Here is a 15,728-nt window from a genome sequence, read left to right as displayed (position 1 = left end):
AGCCGCTATTGGAGAGGCTACGCCACCGTCGGGGAACCCGACGGTTAACGAGCGACCGCCGCTTAGGCGGCGCGCAAGCTTCGAGACAGGTGATAGGGTGTAAGGTCGGGATTGAAATTGGGACTGGCTTTCAAGGTAGTAATCTGCGTGCAGATAATAATATTCAGCTTGCTGAATATTGCACTATTCCCTATCCCCTAACTTATGGCAACTCCACTGAAGTCGGTTTGGCAATGTGTGGTAGTCCCCATCCTAACTTTTCGCGGAGGATTTTGAAGTATTCTGGCGGTTGGAGTCTGATAAATTTAGCTGAATAGGGCGATCGCTCGATCCGAATTGAAAATTCAGGGAGAATATAGCAGCCGCCGTTACCATCGACTACCATTACTAAGCGATTGGGATTGGCAGATTCGATCGTGACGGGTTCGGTATCTGAAAAGACTAGAGCGCGCGAGGCGAGAGAATGCGGACAGATGGGTACTAATTGAAGTGCATCTACACCAGGAGCGACAACTGGCCCCCCTGCACTCAGAGAATAGGCGGTAGAACCTGTGGGTGTCGATAAAATTACGCCATCAGCGGCAATATCTACAGGTGCGTGTCTGCCAACGGTAACTTCAAAGTGACACATGCTCGTGAGCGGTTCGCGATGGATGACCATTTCATTGAGACACAATGCTTCCCATAATAGTCGATCGCCTTCCCAGACGCGAACTGTCAACATCGCTCGCTCTTCAACTTGATAATCTCCAGCAATCGCCCGCTCGATTGCTTCTGGCAATTGATTGATGTAGGTTTCGGTCAAAAAGCCCATGTGTCCGGTATTGACCGTCAACAGAGGAATACCCTTGGGTGCAATCTGTCTAAAAGCGGCCAAAACCGTGCCATCGCCACCTAAAACGATCGCAAAAACCATCTCCGAGTCAAAGCCAGGAGGGCACAACGAATCGATCGGGATGTGCGAGATCGGACGATCCGATTGACAGTAGCCTAAAATTCCACCTTTGGCTGCTGCTGAATAAACATCCCAGCCTAAGGCGGTTAGCTTGTCATTAATTTCCCGTGCGATCCGACAAGCGACGGGCTTACCCTCATTATAGATGATGCCTACTTTTGGCACGAATACAGTCCTACTTCAAATTTTCTCAGTTTTCTAACTTTGGCGATCGATAATTATCGACAATACTACCGTCCTTCCCCTGTGGGAGGACGTACATTACCGCAAACTGAGTATTTAATAATACGTCAGATTTTGTGAGAGATTCTCATAATTATCGCATATTAGCCGCATAGAATCGCTGCTTCGGATGAGAGTGCCGCAGATTGTTCCACACTATCGACCCCAAAAATCTTTAGAACATGACTTTTTTTCTTTTCTGCTTGGATGATTTGACTTCTTTTTGCTTGTTTTTTTCGTAGTCTAATTCCTTGAGTTTGCGCATGATGCGGCTAAAGTATTCTTGTAAATACGCCTCCAGCGTCCCGATCGATTGCTGCTCGATCCCAAAGACGCGATAGACTTCTTCCATATCTGCGGTTAAAGGCTTACCAGTAGCTAGTACTTCAGTAAACGCCAATCGATCGGCAGAATTCCAGCTCCACTCAAAGAAACGTAATGTCTGTCTCATCAATCGGATCGCCCCGATCGGGACATTGGTAATCTTAGCTTCTTTGCCAGACTGCCGTTCGCAGAAACTAATAATTTCCTTACCACTCCAGGCTCTATTGCCGACGATCGGGAAACTGCGCCGCTCGGTTTCTTTTACCGATAGGGCTTTGACGGCAAATTTGGCGACATCTTGAGTATCCATGTACGCGATCGAAGATTCGCCAGTCATCCAGACGGGTTGTCCCTCTAACGTCGGAATGGCATATTGACCGATCAGCCCCTGCATGAACCCAGCCGGACGCAAAATAGTATAGTTTAGTCCCGATTCTGCTAAGAATAACTCAGTACATCGCTTGATTTCCATCAACGGCACGTTGGGATAATTTTCCGCGCCCAGAATCGAGAAAAAGATAAATCGATCGATCTTCGCTTCGATTGCGGCTTGGATCAGGGCTACTTGTCCGTCCCAGTCAACTTTTTTGATGCTCAATGAATCTGTCGCTCTGGCAGTTGCCGCATCGATAATTGCGGTCACGCCTTCTAATGCAGGTGCCAAGGTATCAGGGTTGCAGATATTCCCGACCACTAATTCAGCTCCCCACTCTTTGAGAAAAGCGGCTCTGCGCACGCTTCTAACCAGACAGCGGACTTGGTAGCCTTCATCCAAGGCGCGGCGGGCGATCTGTCTACCTAAGGTACCTGTAGCACCAACAATTAATATTGTCATTTATAAAGAATAATTAAAAATTATTAAAGCTATTCAATAAAATATTAGCAGAAAAATCTCAGGTTAGTTAACAAAAATTCACAAAGAGAGGAGAGAGGAGAGAGGAGCGGGGAGCGGGTGGATGGGTAGATGGGTGGATGGGTGGATGGGTAGATGAGTAGACTAGGATCTGAAATCTTGGATCTGTTTTACCCTTTACCCCTTCCCCCTAAAACCTAAAGCCTAAAACCTAAAGCCTAAAGCCTAATTGATTATTCTTCTTCTGGGCCTTGAATTTTGAGAAATAGGAACCCTAAGCCCAAACCCACGAGAATTAAGCTAGAAGACAAAATCGCTGCATTAAAAATTTCGCCAGCCATGACGGAAATACTCCTTAAATTACTAAATGATAAATTTATGCTGCCCAAGACTGTGGGGATCGCCTAATGTATCGTAACAGTTATCGGCGATCGGTAGAGGGGTGAATGAGTAGATGAGTGGATGGGTGGACTGTACCACCGTAGGATGGGTAATGGGTAATAAGTAATGGGTAATAATGGGTCATGGTCGGGTACATAGTAACGATAACCTAATCCTGTTAATCCTTAAATCCTTAAATCCTGGTCGGTGTTGATGTTTCACTGCGAAGTTAGCGATGTACATGAGTTGCGCTTACTCGATCTACGGGACGATCGAGAGTTATTTGCCCTGACAGATGCCAATCGTGGCAATCTGCGCCAATGGTTGCCGTGGTTGGATTCGATCGAGCGGGTTGACGACACGCGCAGATTTATCGCAACCACCCAACAGCAGTTCGCTCATGAAGAAGGGTTTGTTGCGGCGATCTGTTACGGCAGCAAATCCAATTTATCAGAACAGCGTAAGATTGTCGGCACGATCGGGTTGAACTGGATCGATCGAGCCAATCGGATCGGGTATATCGGCTATTGGCTGGCACCATCTCATCGCGGTCGCGGCATTATGAGTGCATCTTGTCAAAGCTTAATCGATTATGCTTTTAGCGGCCTCAACCTCAATCGCTTAGTAATTGCTTGTGCTTGCGAAAACCACCGCAGTCGCGCGATTCCCGAACGGCTGGGTTTTAAGTGTGAAGGTGTGGCACGGGATGCTGAATGGCTTTACGATCGATTTGTAGACCATGACGTTTATACCCTGCTCGCACGCGAGTGGAAAGGTCAAAATATAGAGTAGTTCCTTTGGGCAAATCTTCCCGCCAACCATGAGCAAACCTAGATTAATCGTGACATTAGGCGACCCCGCAGGCATCGGGACAGAAGTTGTCCTTAAGGCTTTGAGCGATCGATCTCTAGCTGAGTGCGATCTGACGCTCATCGGCAATCGCGAACTATTAATCGATCGATATGAATATTTGTGCCAGCAAGTACCATCGACAGTCACACTCGCCAATCCGAGCGATTTGAAGATTATCGATGTCTCACTCCCGCCAGCAATTCGCGATGGTGTCACCATTGGACGGGGCAATGCGGCTAGCGGTGCGGCAAGTTTTGCGTATCTAGATCTAGCGATCGATCGCACCTTAGCAGGCGAGTTCGACGCGATCGTCACCGCACCCATCGCTAAATCGGCCTGGACGTCGGCTGGGCATCATTTCCCCGGTCAAACTGAATTACTGGCCGCCAAGGCGAAAATAGACCGCTTTGGGATGCTATTTGTCGGTGTTTCCCCTCACACTGGTTGGACTTTAAGAGCTTTGCTGGCGACCACGCATCTGCCACTCGATCGAGTCGCTCAAACGCTTACTCCAGAGCTACTTAGTCTCAAACTAGGGCTATTAGTTGAGTGTTTGCAGGTAGATTTTGGCCTAGAATCCGGCACGATTGCGATCGCGGGGTTAAATCCACACAGCGGTGAAGGAGGACAACTCGGACGCGAAGAAGTGGATTGGATGGACGATTGGTTGGATCGAGAGCGAGAAATCTATCCACAGTATAAGTTGCTCGGACTCTTACCGCCAGATACGATGTGGGTAAAGCCAGGGCAAGCCTGGTTTGGCACCCAGCCCCATCCCCAAGCAGCAGATGCTTATTTAGCCCTCTACCACGATCAAGGCTTGATTCCCGTCAAATTAATGGCATTCGATCGAGCAATTAACACTACCATTGGGTTGCCATACGTGCGCACCTCTCCAGATCATGGGACGGCATTCGATATCGCTAAATTGGGCATTGCTGACGATCGAAGTATGAAAGCTGCGATTCAACTCGCTGGTGAATTAGTCACTTCTCGTGCTCAAAACTAAATTATTTAACTCTAAATCACAGTCAGCGAGCGAGCGATACTACCATTGGCTTAACACATGTGCGAACCTTGAATATCCACATAATTCAGTCACCACTGATAACTGACTCAAAGCACTAATGCGGATCGCCAGAGGCGAGGCTCCGCCAACGCGTAGCGTCTCGGAGAGAAGCGCGATACTCCAGATCCACCTGCTTCGGTTAGAATCTAGATTGGCAAACAGTTAATGTGAAAATCTGGCACGGCGATACTAATGAGCGATCTCGAACAACAACTAGCGACACTCCAAGCGACAGCATTAGACTCGATTTCTCAAGTGCAGACACTAGAAGCATTAGAACAACTGCGAGTCGATTACTTAGGCAAAAAAGGCGAAATCTCCAAAATCTTGGGCGGCATGGGCAAACTTTCTGCTGAAGAACGTCCGGCAATTGGCGCGGCGGCGAACGTCGTCAAAGATGCAATTCAAGCGCGACTCGATCGATCCAAAACCGATCTTCAAACCGCTCAAATTCAGGCACAACTAGCTGCCGAGACACTCGATGTGACCATGCCTGGAGTCTATCGTCCTCAAGGACGCATCCATCCGATTAACTCTACGATCGATCGAATGGTAGATATTTTCGTCGGTATGGGTTATACCGTGGCGACAGGGCCAGAAATGGAGACAGATTATTATAACTTTGAGGCTCTCAATACGCCGCCAGATCATCCCGCACGGGATATGCAAGATACATTCTATCTACCCGATGGTAATTTGCTCCGCACTCACACATCTTCGGTGCAAATCCACTATATGGAGGAGAACGAACCACCGATTCGGATTATTTCTCCTGGACGTTGTTATCGTCGCGATACCGTCGATGCCACGCACTCAGCCGTATTCCATCAAATTGAAATTCTCGCGATCGCCCCAGATCTGACCTTTACCGATCTCAAAGGTACCATCAAAGAATTCTTGACCCAAGCCTTTGGGATGGAGTTACCGATTCGGTTCCGCGCTAGTTATTTCCCCTTTACCGAACCTTCGGCGGAAGTCGATGTCCAATGGCAGGGAAGATGGCTGGAAATTATGGGGTGTGGGATGGTAGATCCGAATGTATTAACGAAGGTAGGACACGACCCAGAGGTGTATAGCGGCTTTGCGGCTGGCTTCGGAGTCGAGCGACTAGCGATGGTGCTACATCAAATCGATGACATTCGCAAACTATATGGCAGCGATCTGCGCTTCCTGCGTCAGTTTTAGCCTCAGTCAGAAACCGGATTTCTCTAAGTAGGTAAGTGTAATTAAATATAAAATACTGCGTAGGGTGGGCAGTTCACACCATCTGGGTTGCAGTGATTATCTATTTAACAAATTTTTGGATCTATCTACTCAGAGGTCGTGTTTTTAGGTTTTGTCTGGTTACCAACACAAATCTCGTTCCAGTTCTAAACTAGAAGATGAACTGATAAAAGTAGCGTAGATTACTGTTGGCAAAGCCGTTCTTATGGAAAATCGCACGAAATCTAACTGGCAACAAATATTAGCCATTGGCTTTGCACTGATTGTATTTTTGCTCGGCTTGAATTCCTTTGTGGTCATCAATCCGGGACAAGCAGGGGTAGTCAGCGTACTGGGTAAAGCTGGCGATGGCGTGCTGCTAGAAGGCGTTCACTTCAAGCCGCCATTAGTGGGCAAAGTCGATGTTTATGATATCACCGTGCAAAAATTTGAAGTACCCGCTCAGAGTTCGACCAAGGATTTGCAGGACTTGACTGCCCGTTTCGCGATTAACTTTCGGCTCGATCCGCTACAAGTGGTGACTATCCGCCGTACTCAAGGTACCCTCGAAAACATTGTCTCGAAAATTATCGCCCCCCAAACCCAAGAATCATTCAAAATTGCTGCCGCACGGCGGACGGTAGAAGAAGCAATTACCAAACGCGACGAACTCAAGCAAGACTTCGATCTCGCACTGGGCAACCGCTTGGAAAAATATGGCATTATCGTCCTCGATACGAGCGTAGTCGATTTAGACTTTTCGCCCGAATTTTCTAAAGCGGTAGAAGAAAAACAAATTGCCGAACAACGCGCTCAAAGAGCCGTCTACGTTGCCCAGGAAGCCGAGCAAGAAGCCGAAGCCAACGTCAACCGCGCCAAGGGTCAAGCCGAAGCGCAACGCCTGTTGCGGGAGACGCTAACAGCAGAATTATTACAGAAACAAGCGATCGATAAGTGGGATGGCAAGTTTCCCCAAGTAATGGGCGGAAATGGCGCGCTACCGTTCATCAATATCCAGCCGGACAAGATCGAATAGTGACAACATCGTCGTTACTGCGAGATCCCCGACTTCTCCAAGAAGTCGGGGATCTGTCTTGACTAGCCGACAATTTTATCTCACATCATTTGGAGCAAATGAACGACAGCAGATCCATCTCGAATAGATCGTTGCTTTTTAACGAATTTAAAGCATTCCTCACACTGGCTTTACCCCTGGCTGGCGTCCAACTTTCTCAAGCCGCGATCGGGTTTGTCGATACTTTAATGATGGGGCGGATCGGGCTAGAAACCCTCGCTGCGGGTGGATTAGCAGCACTAACCTTCAGTGTTTTTGTGTACACCACATCGGGTATTCTGATGGGCGTAAGTCCGATCGTGGCTACGGCTTATGGTGCTGGCGATAAACCGCAAATCGAGCGTGTCGTCCAGCAAGGCTGTTTGCTAGTTATTGGTTTAGCTGTGCCGATTTCTTTTGGCATTGCTAACTTCGATATTTTAATGCGTAATTTGGGACAGGCTGAGACGACAGTAGTTTTGGGTAATACTTATCTAGATATTATGGTGTGGGGCTTTTTTCCTGCATTAGGTTTTGCCCTGCTCCGCAGTGTTGTTTCGGCAATGTCGCACACGCGAATCGTCATGTCGATCGCGATCGGGGGGACGATAATTAATATCATCGGCGACTATGTTTTAGGTTTTGGTAAATTTGGTTTTCCCAAATTGGGCATTGCTGGTTTAGCAGTAGCAAGTATCTTTACGCTTTGGGTGATGTTTCTATCTTTACTTGGCTATATTCTGACCCACAAAGAACTCAAAACTTATCGATTCTTTCGCCAAATCTATCGAGTCGATCGCCAAATTATCGCATCATTAATCCGCGTCGGCGTACCGATCGGTATTGCCACAGCTTTAGAAATCGGCCTGTTTACGATCGTCACTTATTTGATGGGTTTACTCGGTACCGAAGTCCTCGCGGCACATCAAGTCGTCCTTCAAACAGTTGCAATTACCTTTATGGTACCGCTCGCCATGTCCTATGCTGCCACCATTCGCGTCGGTCAAGAAATCGGTCAAAACAATCGAGTTGGGGCGATTCGAGCTGGTTATGTTGGTGTTGCGATCGGGTTAGGATTTATGCTATTAATGGCCGCAATCCTCCTTTTATTTCCCGATCGAATTATTGGCATTTTTCTCGACTTGCAAGATCCGCGCAATGCCAATGTCGTTCCTTTAGCTACTGGTATTATGACAATTGCCGCCATTTCACAGATTTTAGATGGCCCTCAAAAAATTATCATGGGTGCGCTTTACGGTTTACAAGATACCCGCATTCCAGCGATCCTCAGTTTCGTGGCATTTTGGGGCATTGGCTTAACGATCGGCTATTGGTTGGGATTTCATACATCATTAGGTGGCAGCGGCTTATGGCTCGGACAATCGATCGGGATTGCAATTTCTGCCGTGATGTTTTTCTGGCGGTTTCATCATTTAGTATCTAGAAAACACCAATGACTTTCAATCGATCGAGTCAAATAAGTGGGCTAGTATAAATATTTATCGCTCGTCAAAGCTACAAATCTATGTAGTAAATGCTTCCCACTGTGAGTCATTTTTAGCTACGACTACTAACACCATCTGTCGTGCGTCCACTCATTTCAACCGCTTCGTTGGCGGAGCCTGTCTGAAGGACAATCTGGTAAATTGAGATTACTTCCGCTCGTCCCCAAGAGTCAGTCCAAGTCCGATTAATTGCCGGAGAAAGGCTAGCATCTGGCTGTTTGACCAATGCCATCACTCGTTCGATCTCTGGTTGCGCTGTAATGTGTTTTGCTCGACCCATCACGATAGCACTCCGCCAATGTTCGGGATCGTGCATTTCTTCAACCTGCAAACAAACATTAGGATCTGCGTCCATGTCATGGGTTTTCATCCCAACGGTTGTAAATAGATAAATATTGGCATTTTCAAGATAATAGTGCATCGGCATCACACAAGGCTTGCCCTCATGGATAAAACCTAGATGACCGTGCCCTACTTTATGGAGCAATTCATCGATCTCGTCCTGTCCCATTTCATCGATATCTAACACTATTTTCCTCCTAAAAATTCGATTAACCCGTAATATTCAATAGACATGTAAAATCGATAAATTATGGAAAGACGATTTTGGATATCGGCGGATGTCCCAGAAATAAGTAAGCAGCAGACTTTAGCACATTTTCAGAATAGATAATCTTTTGAACATTTAGACTGAGAGCGCGTTTGGCGGTGGCATTGTAAGTTGCGATTTCCCCTTCTATGCTGAAGTCACTATGGGTAAGATAGTGGTCGTGGTTATGCACTGCATAGAAAATAAAATTATAAATCGGATTAATATCTAGACTGGTATCGTAGTTTTCCGCAGACACCCACAGATGACTTTGCTTGATATCGGCAAACATCTCAGCAGCATTCTGATAACGCTCATACCATGAGAATTCTAGGTTGAGTGGGGTAGTTTGAAACTCACCCCAAAGCCATTCACATAGTTCCGCCAACGTTCGATCGTCAATTTGGGCGGGTTCGCTGTCTAGATAGAGTTTGGCGAGGGTTTTAACTTTGGATGTTCTGATGTTATGTCGAGTATTCACATCAGTATGCAAGTCTGCCGCTTCTAAATTTTCATCAAGTTGTGTTGTAGGAATGCTCATTATATTCATCATGATATTTTTTTATTAATATGTCAACTTTACACAATATTTAGCTAATAAATAAATCGCTAAATAGATAGATTTATAGAGTTGATTTAATTAATACATCGATCGAATAAACTTTCGATCGATGTAGGTGCAATTCATGAAGCGGCTTACCCTCCTCCATACGATCGATCGAAAGCAATTATTGATTTTGAATTGGGCGATCTCACAACTGTTACTGTCTGTCACCAAAACTTACTTAAATAATGCCCGCATTCCCTCTTGGCGTTTGAGTGCGAGCTTCGTCACTTGGCGTTTCTCTGCTTGCCGAATGATGCGATTGAGTAACTCTGTATATACCAGTGGCGGGTTGGATTTCACCCAGAGGTAAAAAGACAGCGAACCTGGGAGAGTATTGATCTCATTAAAATAGAGCTGGTCGCAACTAGCATCGATGATAAAATCGATTCGCGAAACACCAGCACAACCGAGGACTTTAAAGGCTTTTTTCGCGTAGTCGAGAGCCGCTTGTTTGAGTTCGGGATTGAGGTCTTGAGGATCGATGATGCGGGACAAACTGGCCATCCCTTGCGATTCGTTACCGCCTGTCTTTTTACCCCCGTCATCGCGCAAATACTTCTCTTCAAAGGTGAGGACACCACTGAGGGAGACTGGCATTTCGATGACAGATGCCGTAATTTCGTCGTCTTCTAACACAGAGACGTTAACTTCTAAAATATCCTTGACGCAGGGTTCGACGATCGCATGACTGTCATATCGAAAAGTATTGACTAGGCAAGCATTTAACGTCCGCTCGTCCTTAGCTACCCCAATCCCGATACTCGAACCTAAATTGCAAGGTTTGACAAATAAGGGTAGTTGTTCCAATCCTGGCGTCGCCAAAATCTGTTCGCGCACGGCTTCCAGGCTTTTTTGGGCATCCCGTCGATCGACCAATGCCGCAGGCAAAACAGGGATGCCAGCCGCTTTGAGCATCATTTTACACTGATATTTATTCATCCCTAGAGCTGCGGGCAAAACGCCACACCCCGTATAGGTAGCATCGGCCATTTCCAGCATCCCCTGAATGCAACCATCTTCGCCAAAGGTACCGTGGAAGGCGAGGAAATAGATATCTACAGGCAAAATGTCGTTCCGGCGCGAATTGAGATAGGTGAGTCCTTTGCTGCCAGCGACAGGTAACAAGGCGACTTCTTGAGCCTCTTTAAGAGAATTGGGGAGGCGACGATAGAAACTTTTGAAGAGCAGATTGTCGCCAACGTACCAGCGTCCGGTTTGAGCGATGTAGACAGGGATAATCTCGTACTGGGTAACGTCGATGACGTTCATCAGTTGGAGAGCTGTGATGACGGAGATTTCGTGCTCGACGGATCTACCACCAAATAGTACTGCCAGTTTTTTCTTCTTCATTGCCTCTGCATCCACCGATCGTGCCGACAAACATTCTACGATCGTTTGACCGGATCGTTTGGTAAATTGGGGGATTTTGGATTTTGGATTTTGGATTGCGGATTGCAGCTTGAGAATAAAATGCCCCCCTATCCCCTATCCCCTATCCCCTATCCCCTATCCCCTATCCCCTATCCCCTAACAAAGTGTTGACAAACAATTATCCCTCTGCAATAATAGAAGACGTGGTTAAAAACACAGGCACTCGCGGGTGTAGCTCAGTGGTAGAGCGCAACCTTGCCAAGGTTGATGTCGCGCGTTCGAATCGCGTCTCCCGCTTAAATTAACAATTTATCCAATGAGGACTAAAAAGAAGTCTCCCAAATGAGGAGACTTTTTTATATGCTATGAGAATGACAGTAGTTATACCTGTAAATCGATCGCGATAGATTAATATACTCCTCGTGTCACCCCACCACCAGAAAATTTATTTAGACCAAGAATATCCGTGTCCGTGTCATCCGAACGGCAAACTGCAACAAATTGTCCTCACCGAAGCCTTTGGGTGCGATCGATGCCATCGCATCTTTGTCTTGCACGCAGATGGTTTGACGATCGAGGAATTGGCGGCAAATTATCCTTACAAGCGGCGTTATTACTGGAATGGTCAACGCTTTCAGATCGCTCGCTCGAAACCAAGTGCCGCCTTACAAAGAGCGGTCGGCGGAAGAGGTAGTTGGGTACTGTGGTTTCAATTTCTAGGCATAATTGCGCTAGTACTGGTATTATTTAGACTTTATTCTCGATCGATAGTAGCTAGTCCGACCGTCGATCTTGTACTATCTATAGCGATAGCTATTATCGTCCTCATCGTCATTATGCTCTGGTTATTCGATCGAGGTTAAAACCTTATTTTATGGAACATGCGAATGCCAACCCTAGCATAGCTAGTGTTTTACACCACTCAGTGCGAGCTGGACGACACCTGGCCTTAACTAATAGCAAGCAAAGAGAACAGGCCATCGGCGCAATGGCGACGGCCTTGCGAGGGTCTTTTCACGATATTCTCGAAGCTAACACTCTCGATTTGGAAGCAAGTCGCGAATTAGGTATTTCCGATCTGCTCATCGAGTGGTTAAAGCTCACTCCCGAACGTCTCCAAAGGTACATCGATCTGCTGTACAAATTAGGCGAAATTTCATCGATGTGCGGTAATGCCGATTTGAGTTCGGAAGTAGGAGATCGCCATCGCTACAGTCAGGTTAAACCGTTAGGAACGGTGGCTTTTATTTATGAGGCATTGCCAGAACTCGGTGCAATCGCGGCGGCAATGAGTATCAAAACGGGTAATAGTATCATTCTCCGAGGAGGGGCAGAGGCACAACACACTAATTTAGCAATCTCCATTGCCCTCAGAATCGGCTTAGAACAGGCCGATTTTCCTGTAGATGCCGTCCAGTTAGTTGACTCGGCTCCAAGCTTGCTATACGAGCTATTAACTCGTACTCAGCAAGTCAATTTAGTCATTCCTTACGGGCGACCGAGTTTGATCCATCAAGTGACACAACAGGCAACTGTATCGGTTTTACCTGCGGCGATCGGCAATTGTTATTTATATTGGGGTGCAAATGGCAATATGGAGCTAGTCCGTCATGCCATCTGCGATAGTCATGTCGGCGAGCCGGATGCTGTCAATGCGATCGAAAAAGTCTTGATTCATGCCGACAGGTCTTCGACATCTCTAACAATGCTGTGGAAAAGTTTAAAAGAGCGGGGGTTCCGACTTCATGGCGATCGAGAATTAGTCTCTAGTTATGGCGAATACTTACAAATAGCTCAAGATGGGGAATGGTATCAGCCCTATTTACGCAAAATAATTGCTTTTAGATCGGTTCAAAGCGTGGATGAAGCGATCTCGACGATCGATCGCTTCAGTAGTGGACACGCTGATTGTATCGTTACCGATTCCTATTTAGAAACCCAGCAATTTGTCGCTGGGGTTAATAGTGCTTGCGTGTATATCAATGCTTCGCCGCGCTTTTATCGCCATCAGCGAGGGAGCGATCGGGTGTTGTTGGGGATGTCCAATTATCATGGCTCCCAGCGAGGCGCGATCGGACTATCGACTTTAATTGCCACGCAGCAGGTCACGATGGGTTAAACGGTTGCGATCGGTGATGCTAATTCGATCGGGCATACAGCGGTTGCAAATCGATAGCTGCACGATCGAATTGGTAATTGTTGGCGGGACAATCCCCACTCCCAAATTTCTAACGGCGGGGGCGTGGTGGGGGTACGCTCGGACTATCGCCGTTGCTGCGCCGCTCTTGGCCATTAGGGGTGCGGCGATTGGGTGCCGCGCGAACGGGTTTGCTAATCGGCGGACGGTATTCGCCAGTGTTAGCTGTCTCACCATTAGAGCCTTGCTGGGAATCACGTCCATCATCCGAGTCGCGATGTCTGGAGCTAGCACTACTGCCATAGACATCTAAATGAATCGATTGACCGACAGCGGCGGCGGCGGCGGCTAAAACTGTCCGCACTGCCTGAATATTCCGGCCACCTCGACCGAAGGCAGTACCTTGGTCGGCACTGCCTAGGGCCACGCGAATCCACACTCGACGGCGATCGAGCGTCAGTTCGCAATCGATCGCCATCGTATCTGTTGCACTCAAAAATGGTTGGAATAAAAATTTGACCAGTTGCCCATAGTCAGGCACATGAGATTGATGAGTCGAAACTGTCACGTTACTAAGTACCTTGCTCGATCGCTTTCGCTTTTCTCTCGATTAAGTTGGCCTTTTCCAACAGTCGGCGCACTGTCTCTGTGGGTTGGGCACCTTGTTGGAGTCTTTTGAGGATCGCGTCGTTATCGAGACGAACTTCATCGGTTCTGGGGTTGTAGAAACCTAATTCTTCCAAGGGGCGACCGTCACGTCTGCTAGTACTTTGCGTTGCGACTAAACGGTAGCTAGCTTCGCGCTTTTTACCAAATCTTTTGAGCCGTATTTTAATCATTTTGAAGCAGTTTAGCTGTTAATATTAGTGAGTTATCCGATTCTCCAGGGGAGAGGCTACTCGTGCCGAGCGAAGTCGCAGTACGCTAACTACCCACAGCCTTTCGAGTATAACATAGCAACTGCTCTAGTCCAAACATTAATCGTTTGCGTCCAGCAATTCTAAATTCAAAATCTAATTGATGCCATTCCAGTGGCTATCCCTCATCCCCCAACCCCTGTCTTGTCGCGCTCCACTGGAATTTCTGAATTTGGAAGTGCTAACATCGAAATCGCCACAGTAGATGAAACAGCTATGAAAGTAATTGGATTAATGAGTGGGACATCGGTCGATGGCATCGATGCCGCGTTGGTAGAAATTACGGGCACGACACTCGATTTGCGAGCAGAGCTACTGGCTGGCGAAACTTATCCCTATCCAGAGCAGTGGCGATCTCAAATTCTGGCGGTTTGCGGTGGGGCAAAATTATCGATGTTAGAATTAGCCGACTTAGATGATGCGATCGCAACGTGTTTTGCACGAGCGGCGATGGCGATTCAGGAACGCTACAAAACTGATGTTCCAGACGGAGCGAGCGCGACTTTAATCGGTTCGCACGGTCAAACCGTCTTTCATCGCCCGACAACCGATAGTAAGATGGGGTATAGTCTCCAACTCGGTAGAGGCGAATTAATTGCCGCGATCGCCCAAATAACCACGATCGATAACTTTCGGGCTGCGGACATCGCCGCAGGCGGACAAGGTGCGCCCCTAGTACCCAAAACCGATGCTTATCTACTCGGCGATCCGGTCGAACATCGCTACGTTCAGAATATTGGTGGGATTGGCAATGTCACCTATTTACCACCTACCAGTCAGCCCGATTGGGAGCAAAAAGTCTGCGGTTGGGATACTGGGCCGGGAAATAGTTTACTCGACTTAGCCGTCACCCAACTGAGCGAGGGTAAATTAACATTCGATCGCGATGGGGCTTGGGCGGCTACAGGTAATGTTTGCGAGCCATTAGTCCGCCAATGGTTGACACAAGCATATTTTTGCACCCCGCCACCCAAATCGACAGGGAGAGAACTATTTGGTGCAGAATATCTCAAAAATTGTCTCGCCGATGCGATACCATATCAACTTACGCCCGCCGATTTACTAGCAACTCTTACTGACTTAACAGCTAGCAGCATTGCTGATAGTTACCGCCAATTTTTACCGCAGTTGTCTACGGCTGCCAATGCCAAGGGATCTCAGCGAGTATTACTGTGTGGGGGCGGCAGCCGCAATCTTTATTTACGCCAGCGGCTCCAACATCACTTGCCACATACTCAGATCGCGACTACCGATGAGGCGGGAGTCGATGGCGATTATAAAGAAGCGATCGCTTTTGCCGTCTTAGCCTATTGGCGAGATCGCCAGATTCCGGGCAACTTGCCCACAGCCACTGGCGCAAAACAGCCAATGCTCTTGGGAGATGTCCATCCTCTCGAATGAATTGGGTATATTGAAAATAAGCTTGTTTATCCTCATCTTCATTTTAAAATTATTAAGAAAGTCAACACGCGATAGGTGCGGCTCGCCGTGGCGGAAACATCCAGCGCGGGGCAGGCAAAACAGACACTTGAGAGTTAAGGTATAGAAACTTCTAGCCTCAGATTAATTCCAGTTAGCTCGACACTGAAAATAGCGATACTGTATATACAAACAGTAAATATTTGCCAGATCCAATTGCGATCTCTGTCATTGGCATTGCCACTAGAGCCAGAGCATTGACGAAACCAG

At 47.4% G+C, this 15,728-nt stretch carries 16 protein-coding genes and 1 tRNA gene; 9 read left to right on the top strand and 8 right to left on the bottom strand.

The annotated features are described in order from the left end of the window. Positions 1-202 precede the first annotated feature (202 nt). The 3 genes from CHA6605_RS18005 to petM all read right to left on the bottom strand — a co-directional run bounded on the left by CHA6605_RS18005 (position 203) and on the right by petM (position 2,695). Positions 203-1,120: an NAD(+) kinase gene (locus CHA6605_RS18005; protein ID WP_015160830.1), complete on the bottom strand. Its 918-nt coding sequence runs from the start codon at positions 1,118-1,120 to the stop codon at positions 203-205. Positions 1,121-1,352: 232 nt separating this feature from the next. Beyond that, positions 1,353-2,336, bottom strand: a complete 984-nt coding sequence (locus CHA6605_RS18000) for an SDR family oxidoreductase (protein ID WP_015160829.1) — start codon at positions 2,334-2,336, stop codon at positions 1,353-1,355. 251 nt (positions 2,337-2,587) lie between these two features. Continuing rightward, positions 2,588-2,695 carry a cytochrome b6-f complex subunit PetM gene (petM, locus tag CHA6605_RS17995; protein ID WP_015160828.1) on the bottom strand — a complete coding sequence of 36 codons (108 nt, stop codon included), beginning with the start codon at positions 2,693-2,695 and terminating at the stop codon, positions 2,588-2,590. 253 nt (positions 2,696-2,948) lie between these two features. On the opposite strand from petM, the gene CHA6605_RS17990 reads away from it, so the two are divergent. From CHA6605_RS17990 to CHA6605_RS17970, 5 genes are all read left to right on the top strand, one after another. Beyond that, a complete protein-coding gene (locus CHA6605_RS17990; protein WP_015160827.1) occupies positions 2,949-3,527 on the top strand; it encodes a GNAT family N-acetyltransferase in 579 nt (192 codons plus the stop codon). Between the two features lie 28 nt (positions 3,528-3,555). Next, positions 3,556-4,596, top strand: a complete 1,041-nt coding sequence (gene pdxA / locus CHA6605_RS17985; RefSeq protein WP_015160826.1) for a 4-hydroxythreonine-4-phosphate dehydrogenase PdxA — start codon at positions 3,556-3,558, stop codon at positions 4,594-4,596. Positions 4,597-4,848: 252 nt separating this feature from the next. Continuing rightward, positions 4,849-5,841 (top strand): phenylalanine--tRNA ligase subunit alpha, encoded by a 993-nt coding sequence (pheS, locus tag CHA6605_RS17980; RefSeq protein ID WP_015160825.1) that lies wholly within the window; start codon positions 4,849-4,851, stop codon positions 5,839-5,841. Between the two features lie 244 nt (positions 5,842-6,085). After that, positions 6,086-6,895, top strand: a complete 810-nt coding sequence (locus tag CHA6605_RS17975; protein WP_015160824.1) for a prohibitin family protein — start codon at positions 6,086-6,088, stop codon at positions 6,893-6,895. A gap of 98 nt (positions 6,896-6,993) precedes the next feature. Next, on the top strand, positions 6,994-8,370 hold the full coding sequence (locus CHA6605_RS17970; protein ID WP_015160823.1) for an MATE family efflux transporter: 1,377 nt from the start codon (positions 6,994-6,996) through the stop codon (positions 8,368-8,370). Positions 8,371-8,470: 100 nt separating this feature from the next. Here CHA6605_RS17970 and CHA6605_RS17965 read toward each other — a convergent pair whose 3' ends face one another. The 3 genes from CHA6605_RS17965 to CHA6605_RS17955 form a co-directional block, all read right to left on the bottom strand. Next, positions 8,471-8,947 carry a pyridoxamine 5'-phosphate oxidase family protein gene (locus CHA6605_RS17965; protein WP_015160822.1) on the bottom strand — a complete coding sequence of 159 codons (477 nt, stop codon included), beginning with the start codon at positions 8,945-8,947 and terminating at the stop codon, positions 8,471-8,473. A gap of 61 nt (positions 8,948-9,008) precedes the next feature. Next, a complete protein-coding gene (locus tag CHA6605_RS17960) occupies positions 9,009-9,560 on the bottom strand; it encodes a transposase (protein WP_232432098.1) in 552 nt (183 codons plus the stop codon). Between the two features lie 228 nt (positions 9,561-9,788). Further along, positions 9,789-10,964, bottom strand: a complete 1,176-nt coding sequence (locus CHA6605_RS17955; RefSeq protein ID WP_015160820.1) for a D-alanine--D-alanine ligase family protein — start codon at positions 10,962-10,964, stop codon at positions 9,789-9,791. Between the two features lie 246 nt (positions 10,965-11,210). Here CHA6605_RS17955 and CHA6605_RS17950 point away from each other — a divergent pair. From CHA6605_RS17950 to CHA6605_RS17940, 3 genes are all read left to right on the top strand, one after another. Then, positions 11,211-11,282, top strand: a tRNA-Gly gene (locus tag CHA6605_RS17950). A gap of 125 nt (positions 11,283-11,407) precedes the next feature. Continuing rightward, entirely contained in the window at positions 11,408-11,848 is a 441-nt protein-coding gene (locus CHA6605_RS17945; RefSeq protein WP_015160819.1) for a hypothetical protein, read from the top strand. An 11-nt stretch (positions 11,849-11,859) separates the two neighbouring features. Next, a complete protein-coding gene (locus tag CHA6605_RS17940) occupies positions 11,860-13,104 on the top strand; it encodes an aldehyde dehydrogenase family protein (protein WP_015160818.1) in 1,245 nt (414 codons plus the stop codon). 109 nt (positions 13,105-13,213) lie between these two features. Here CHA6605_RS17940 and CHA6605_RS17935 read toward each other — a convergent pair whose 3' ends face one another. Continuing rightward, on the bottom strand, positions 13,214-13,690 hold the full coding sequence (locus CHA6605_RS17935) for a KH domain-containing protein (RefSeq protein WP_015160817.1): 477 nt from the start codon (positions 13,688-13,690) through the stop codon (positions 13,214-13,216). Positions 13,691-13,694: 4 nt separating this feature from the next. Then, on the bottom strand, positions 13,695-13,961 hold the full coding sequence (gene rpsP / locus CHA6605_RS17930) for a 30S ribosomal protein S16 (RefSeq protein ID WP_015160816.1): 267 nt from the start codon (positions 13,959-13,961) through the stop codon (positions 13,695-13,697). A gap of 270 nt (positions 13,962-14,231) precedes the next feature. Here rpsP and CHA6605_RS17925 point away from each other — a divergent pair, with 270 nt between their 5' ends. Next, complete coding sequence (locus tag CHA6605_RS17925; RefSeq protein ID WP_269744609.1) at positions 14,232-15,440, top strand: anhydro-N-acetylmuramic acid kinase; 1,209 nt, start codon at positions 14,232-14,234, stop codon at positions 15,438-15,440. The last annotated feature ends 288 nt before the right edge of the window (positions 15,441-15,728 follow it).

Origin of the sequence: Chamaesiphon minutus PCC 6605 (assembly GCF_000317145.1) — a bacterium.
In the GTDB taxonomy this organism is placed as follows: Bacteria; Cyanobacteriota; Cyanobacteriia; order Cyanobacteriales; family Chamaesiphonaceae; genus Chamaesiphon; species Chamaesiphon minutus.
This window is presented reverse-complemented; position numbering and strand designations above follow the sequence as displayed.

What these genes read in the sequence shown, in the direction of transcription:
- rpsP (WP_015160816.1), bottom strand. Translation starts at nt 13,961, where the DNA reads ATGATTAAAATACGGCTCAAAAGATTTGGTAAAAAGCGCGAAGCTAGC.
- pdxA (WP_015160826.1), top strand. Translation starts at nt 3,556, where the DNA reads ATGAGCAAACCTAGATTAATCGTGACATTAGGCGACCCCGCAGGCATC.
- CHA6605_RS17970 (WP_015160823.1), top strand. Translation starts at nt 6,994, where the DNA reads ATGAACGACAGCAGATCCATCTCGAATAGATCGTTGCTTTTTAACGAA.
- CHA6605_RS17955 (WP_015160820.1), bottom strand. Translation starts at nt 10,964, where the DNA reads ATGAAGAAGAAAAAACTGGCAGTACTATTTGGTGGTAGATCCGTCGAG.
- CHA6605_RS18000 (WP_015160829.1), bottom strand. Translation starts at nt 2,336, where the DNA reads ATGACAATATTAATTGTTGGTGCTACAGGTACCTTAGGTAGACAGATC.
- CHA6605_RS17960 (WP_232432098.1), bottom strand. Translation starts at nt 9,560, where the DNA reads ATGATGAATATAATGAGCATTCCTACAACACAACTTGATGAAAATTTA.
- CHA6605_RS17990 (WP_015160827.1), top strand. Translation starts at nt 2,949, where the DNA reads ATGTTTCACTGCGAAGTTAGCGATGTACATGAGTTGCGCTTACTCGAT.
- petM (WP_015160828.1), bottom strand. Translation starts at nt 2,695, where the DNA reads ATGGCTGGCGAAATTTTTAATGCAGCGATTTTGTCTTCTAGCTTAATT.
- CHA6605_RS17975 (WP_015160824.1), top strand. Translation starts at nt 6,086, where the DNA reads ATGGAAAATCGCACGAAATCTAACTGGCAACAAATATTAGCCATTGGC.
- pheS (WP_015160825.1), top strand. Translation starts at nt 4,849, where the DNA reads ATGAGCGATCTCGAACAACAACTAGCGACACTCCAAGCGACAGCATTA.
- CHA6605_RS17940 (WP_015160818.1), top strand. Translation starts at nt 11,860, where the DNA reads ATGGAACATGCGAATGCCAACCCTAGCATAGCTAGTGTTTTACACCAC.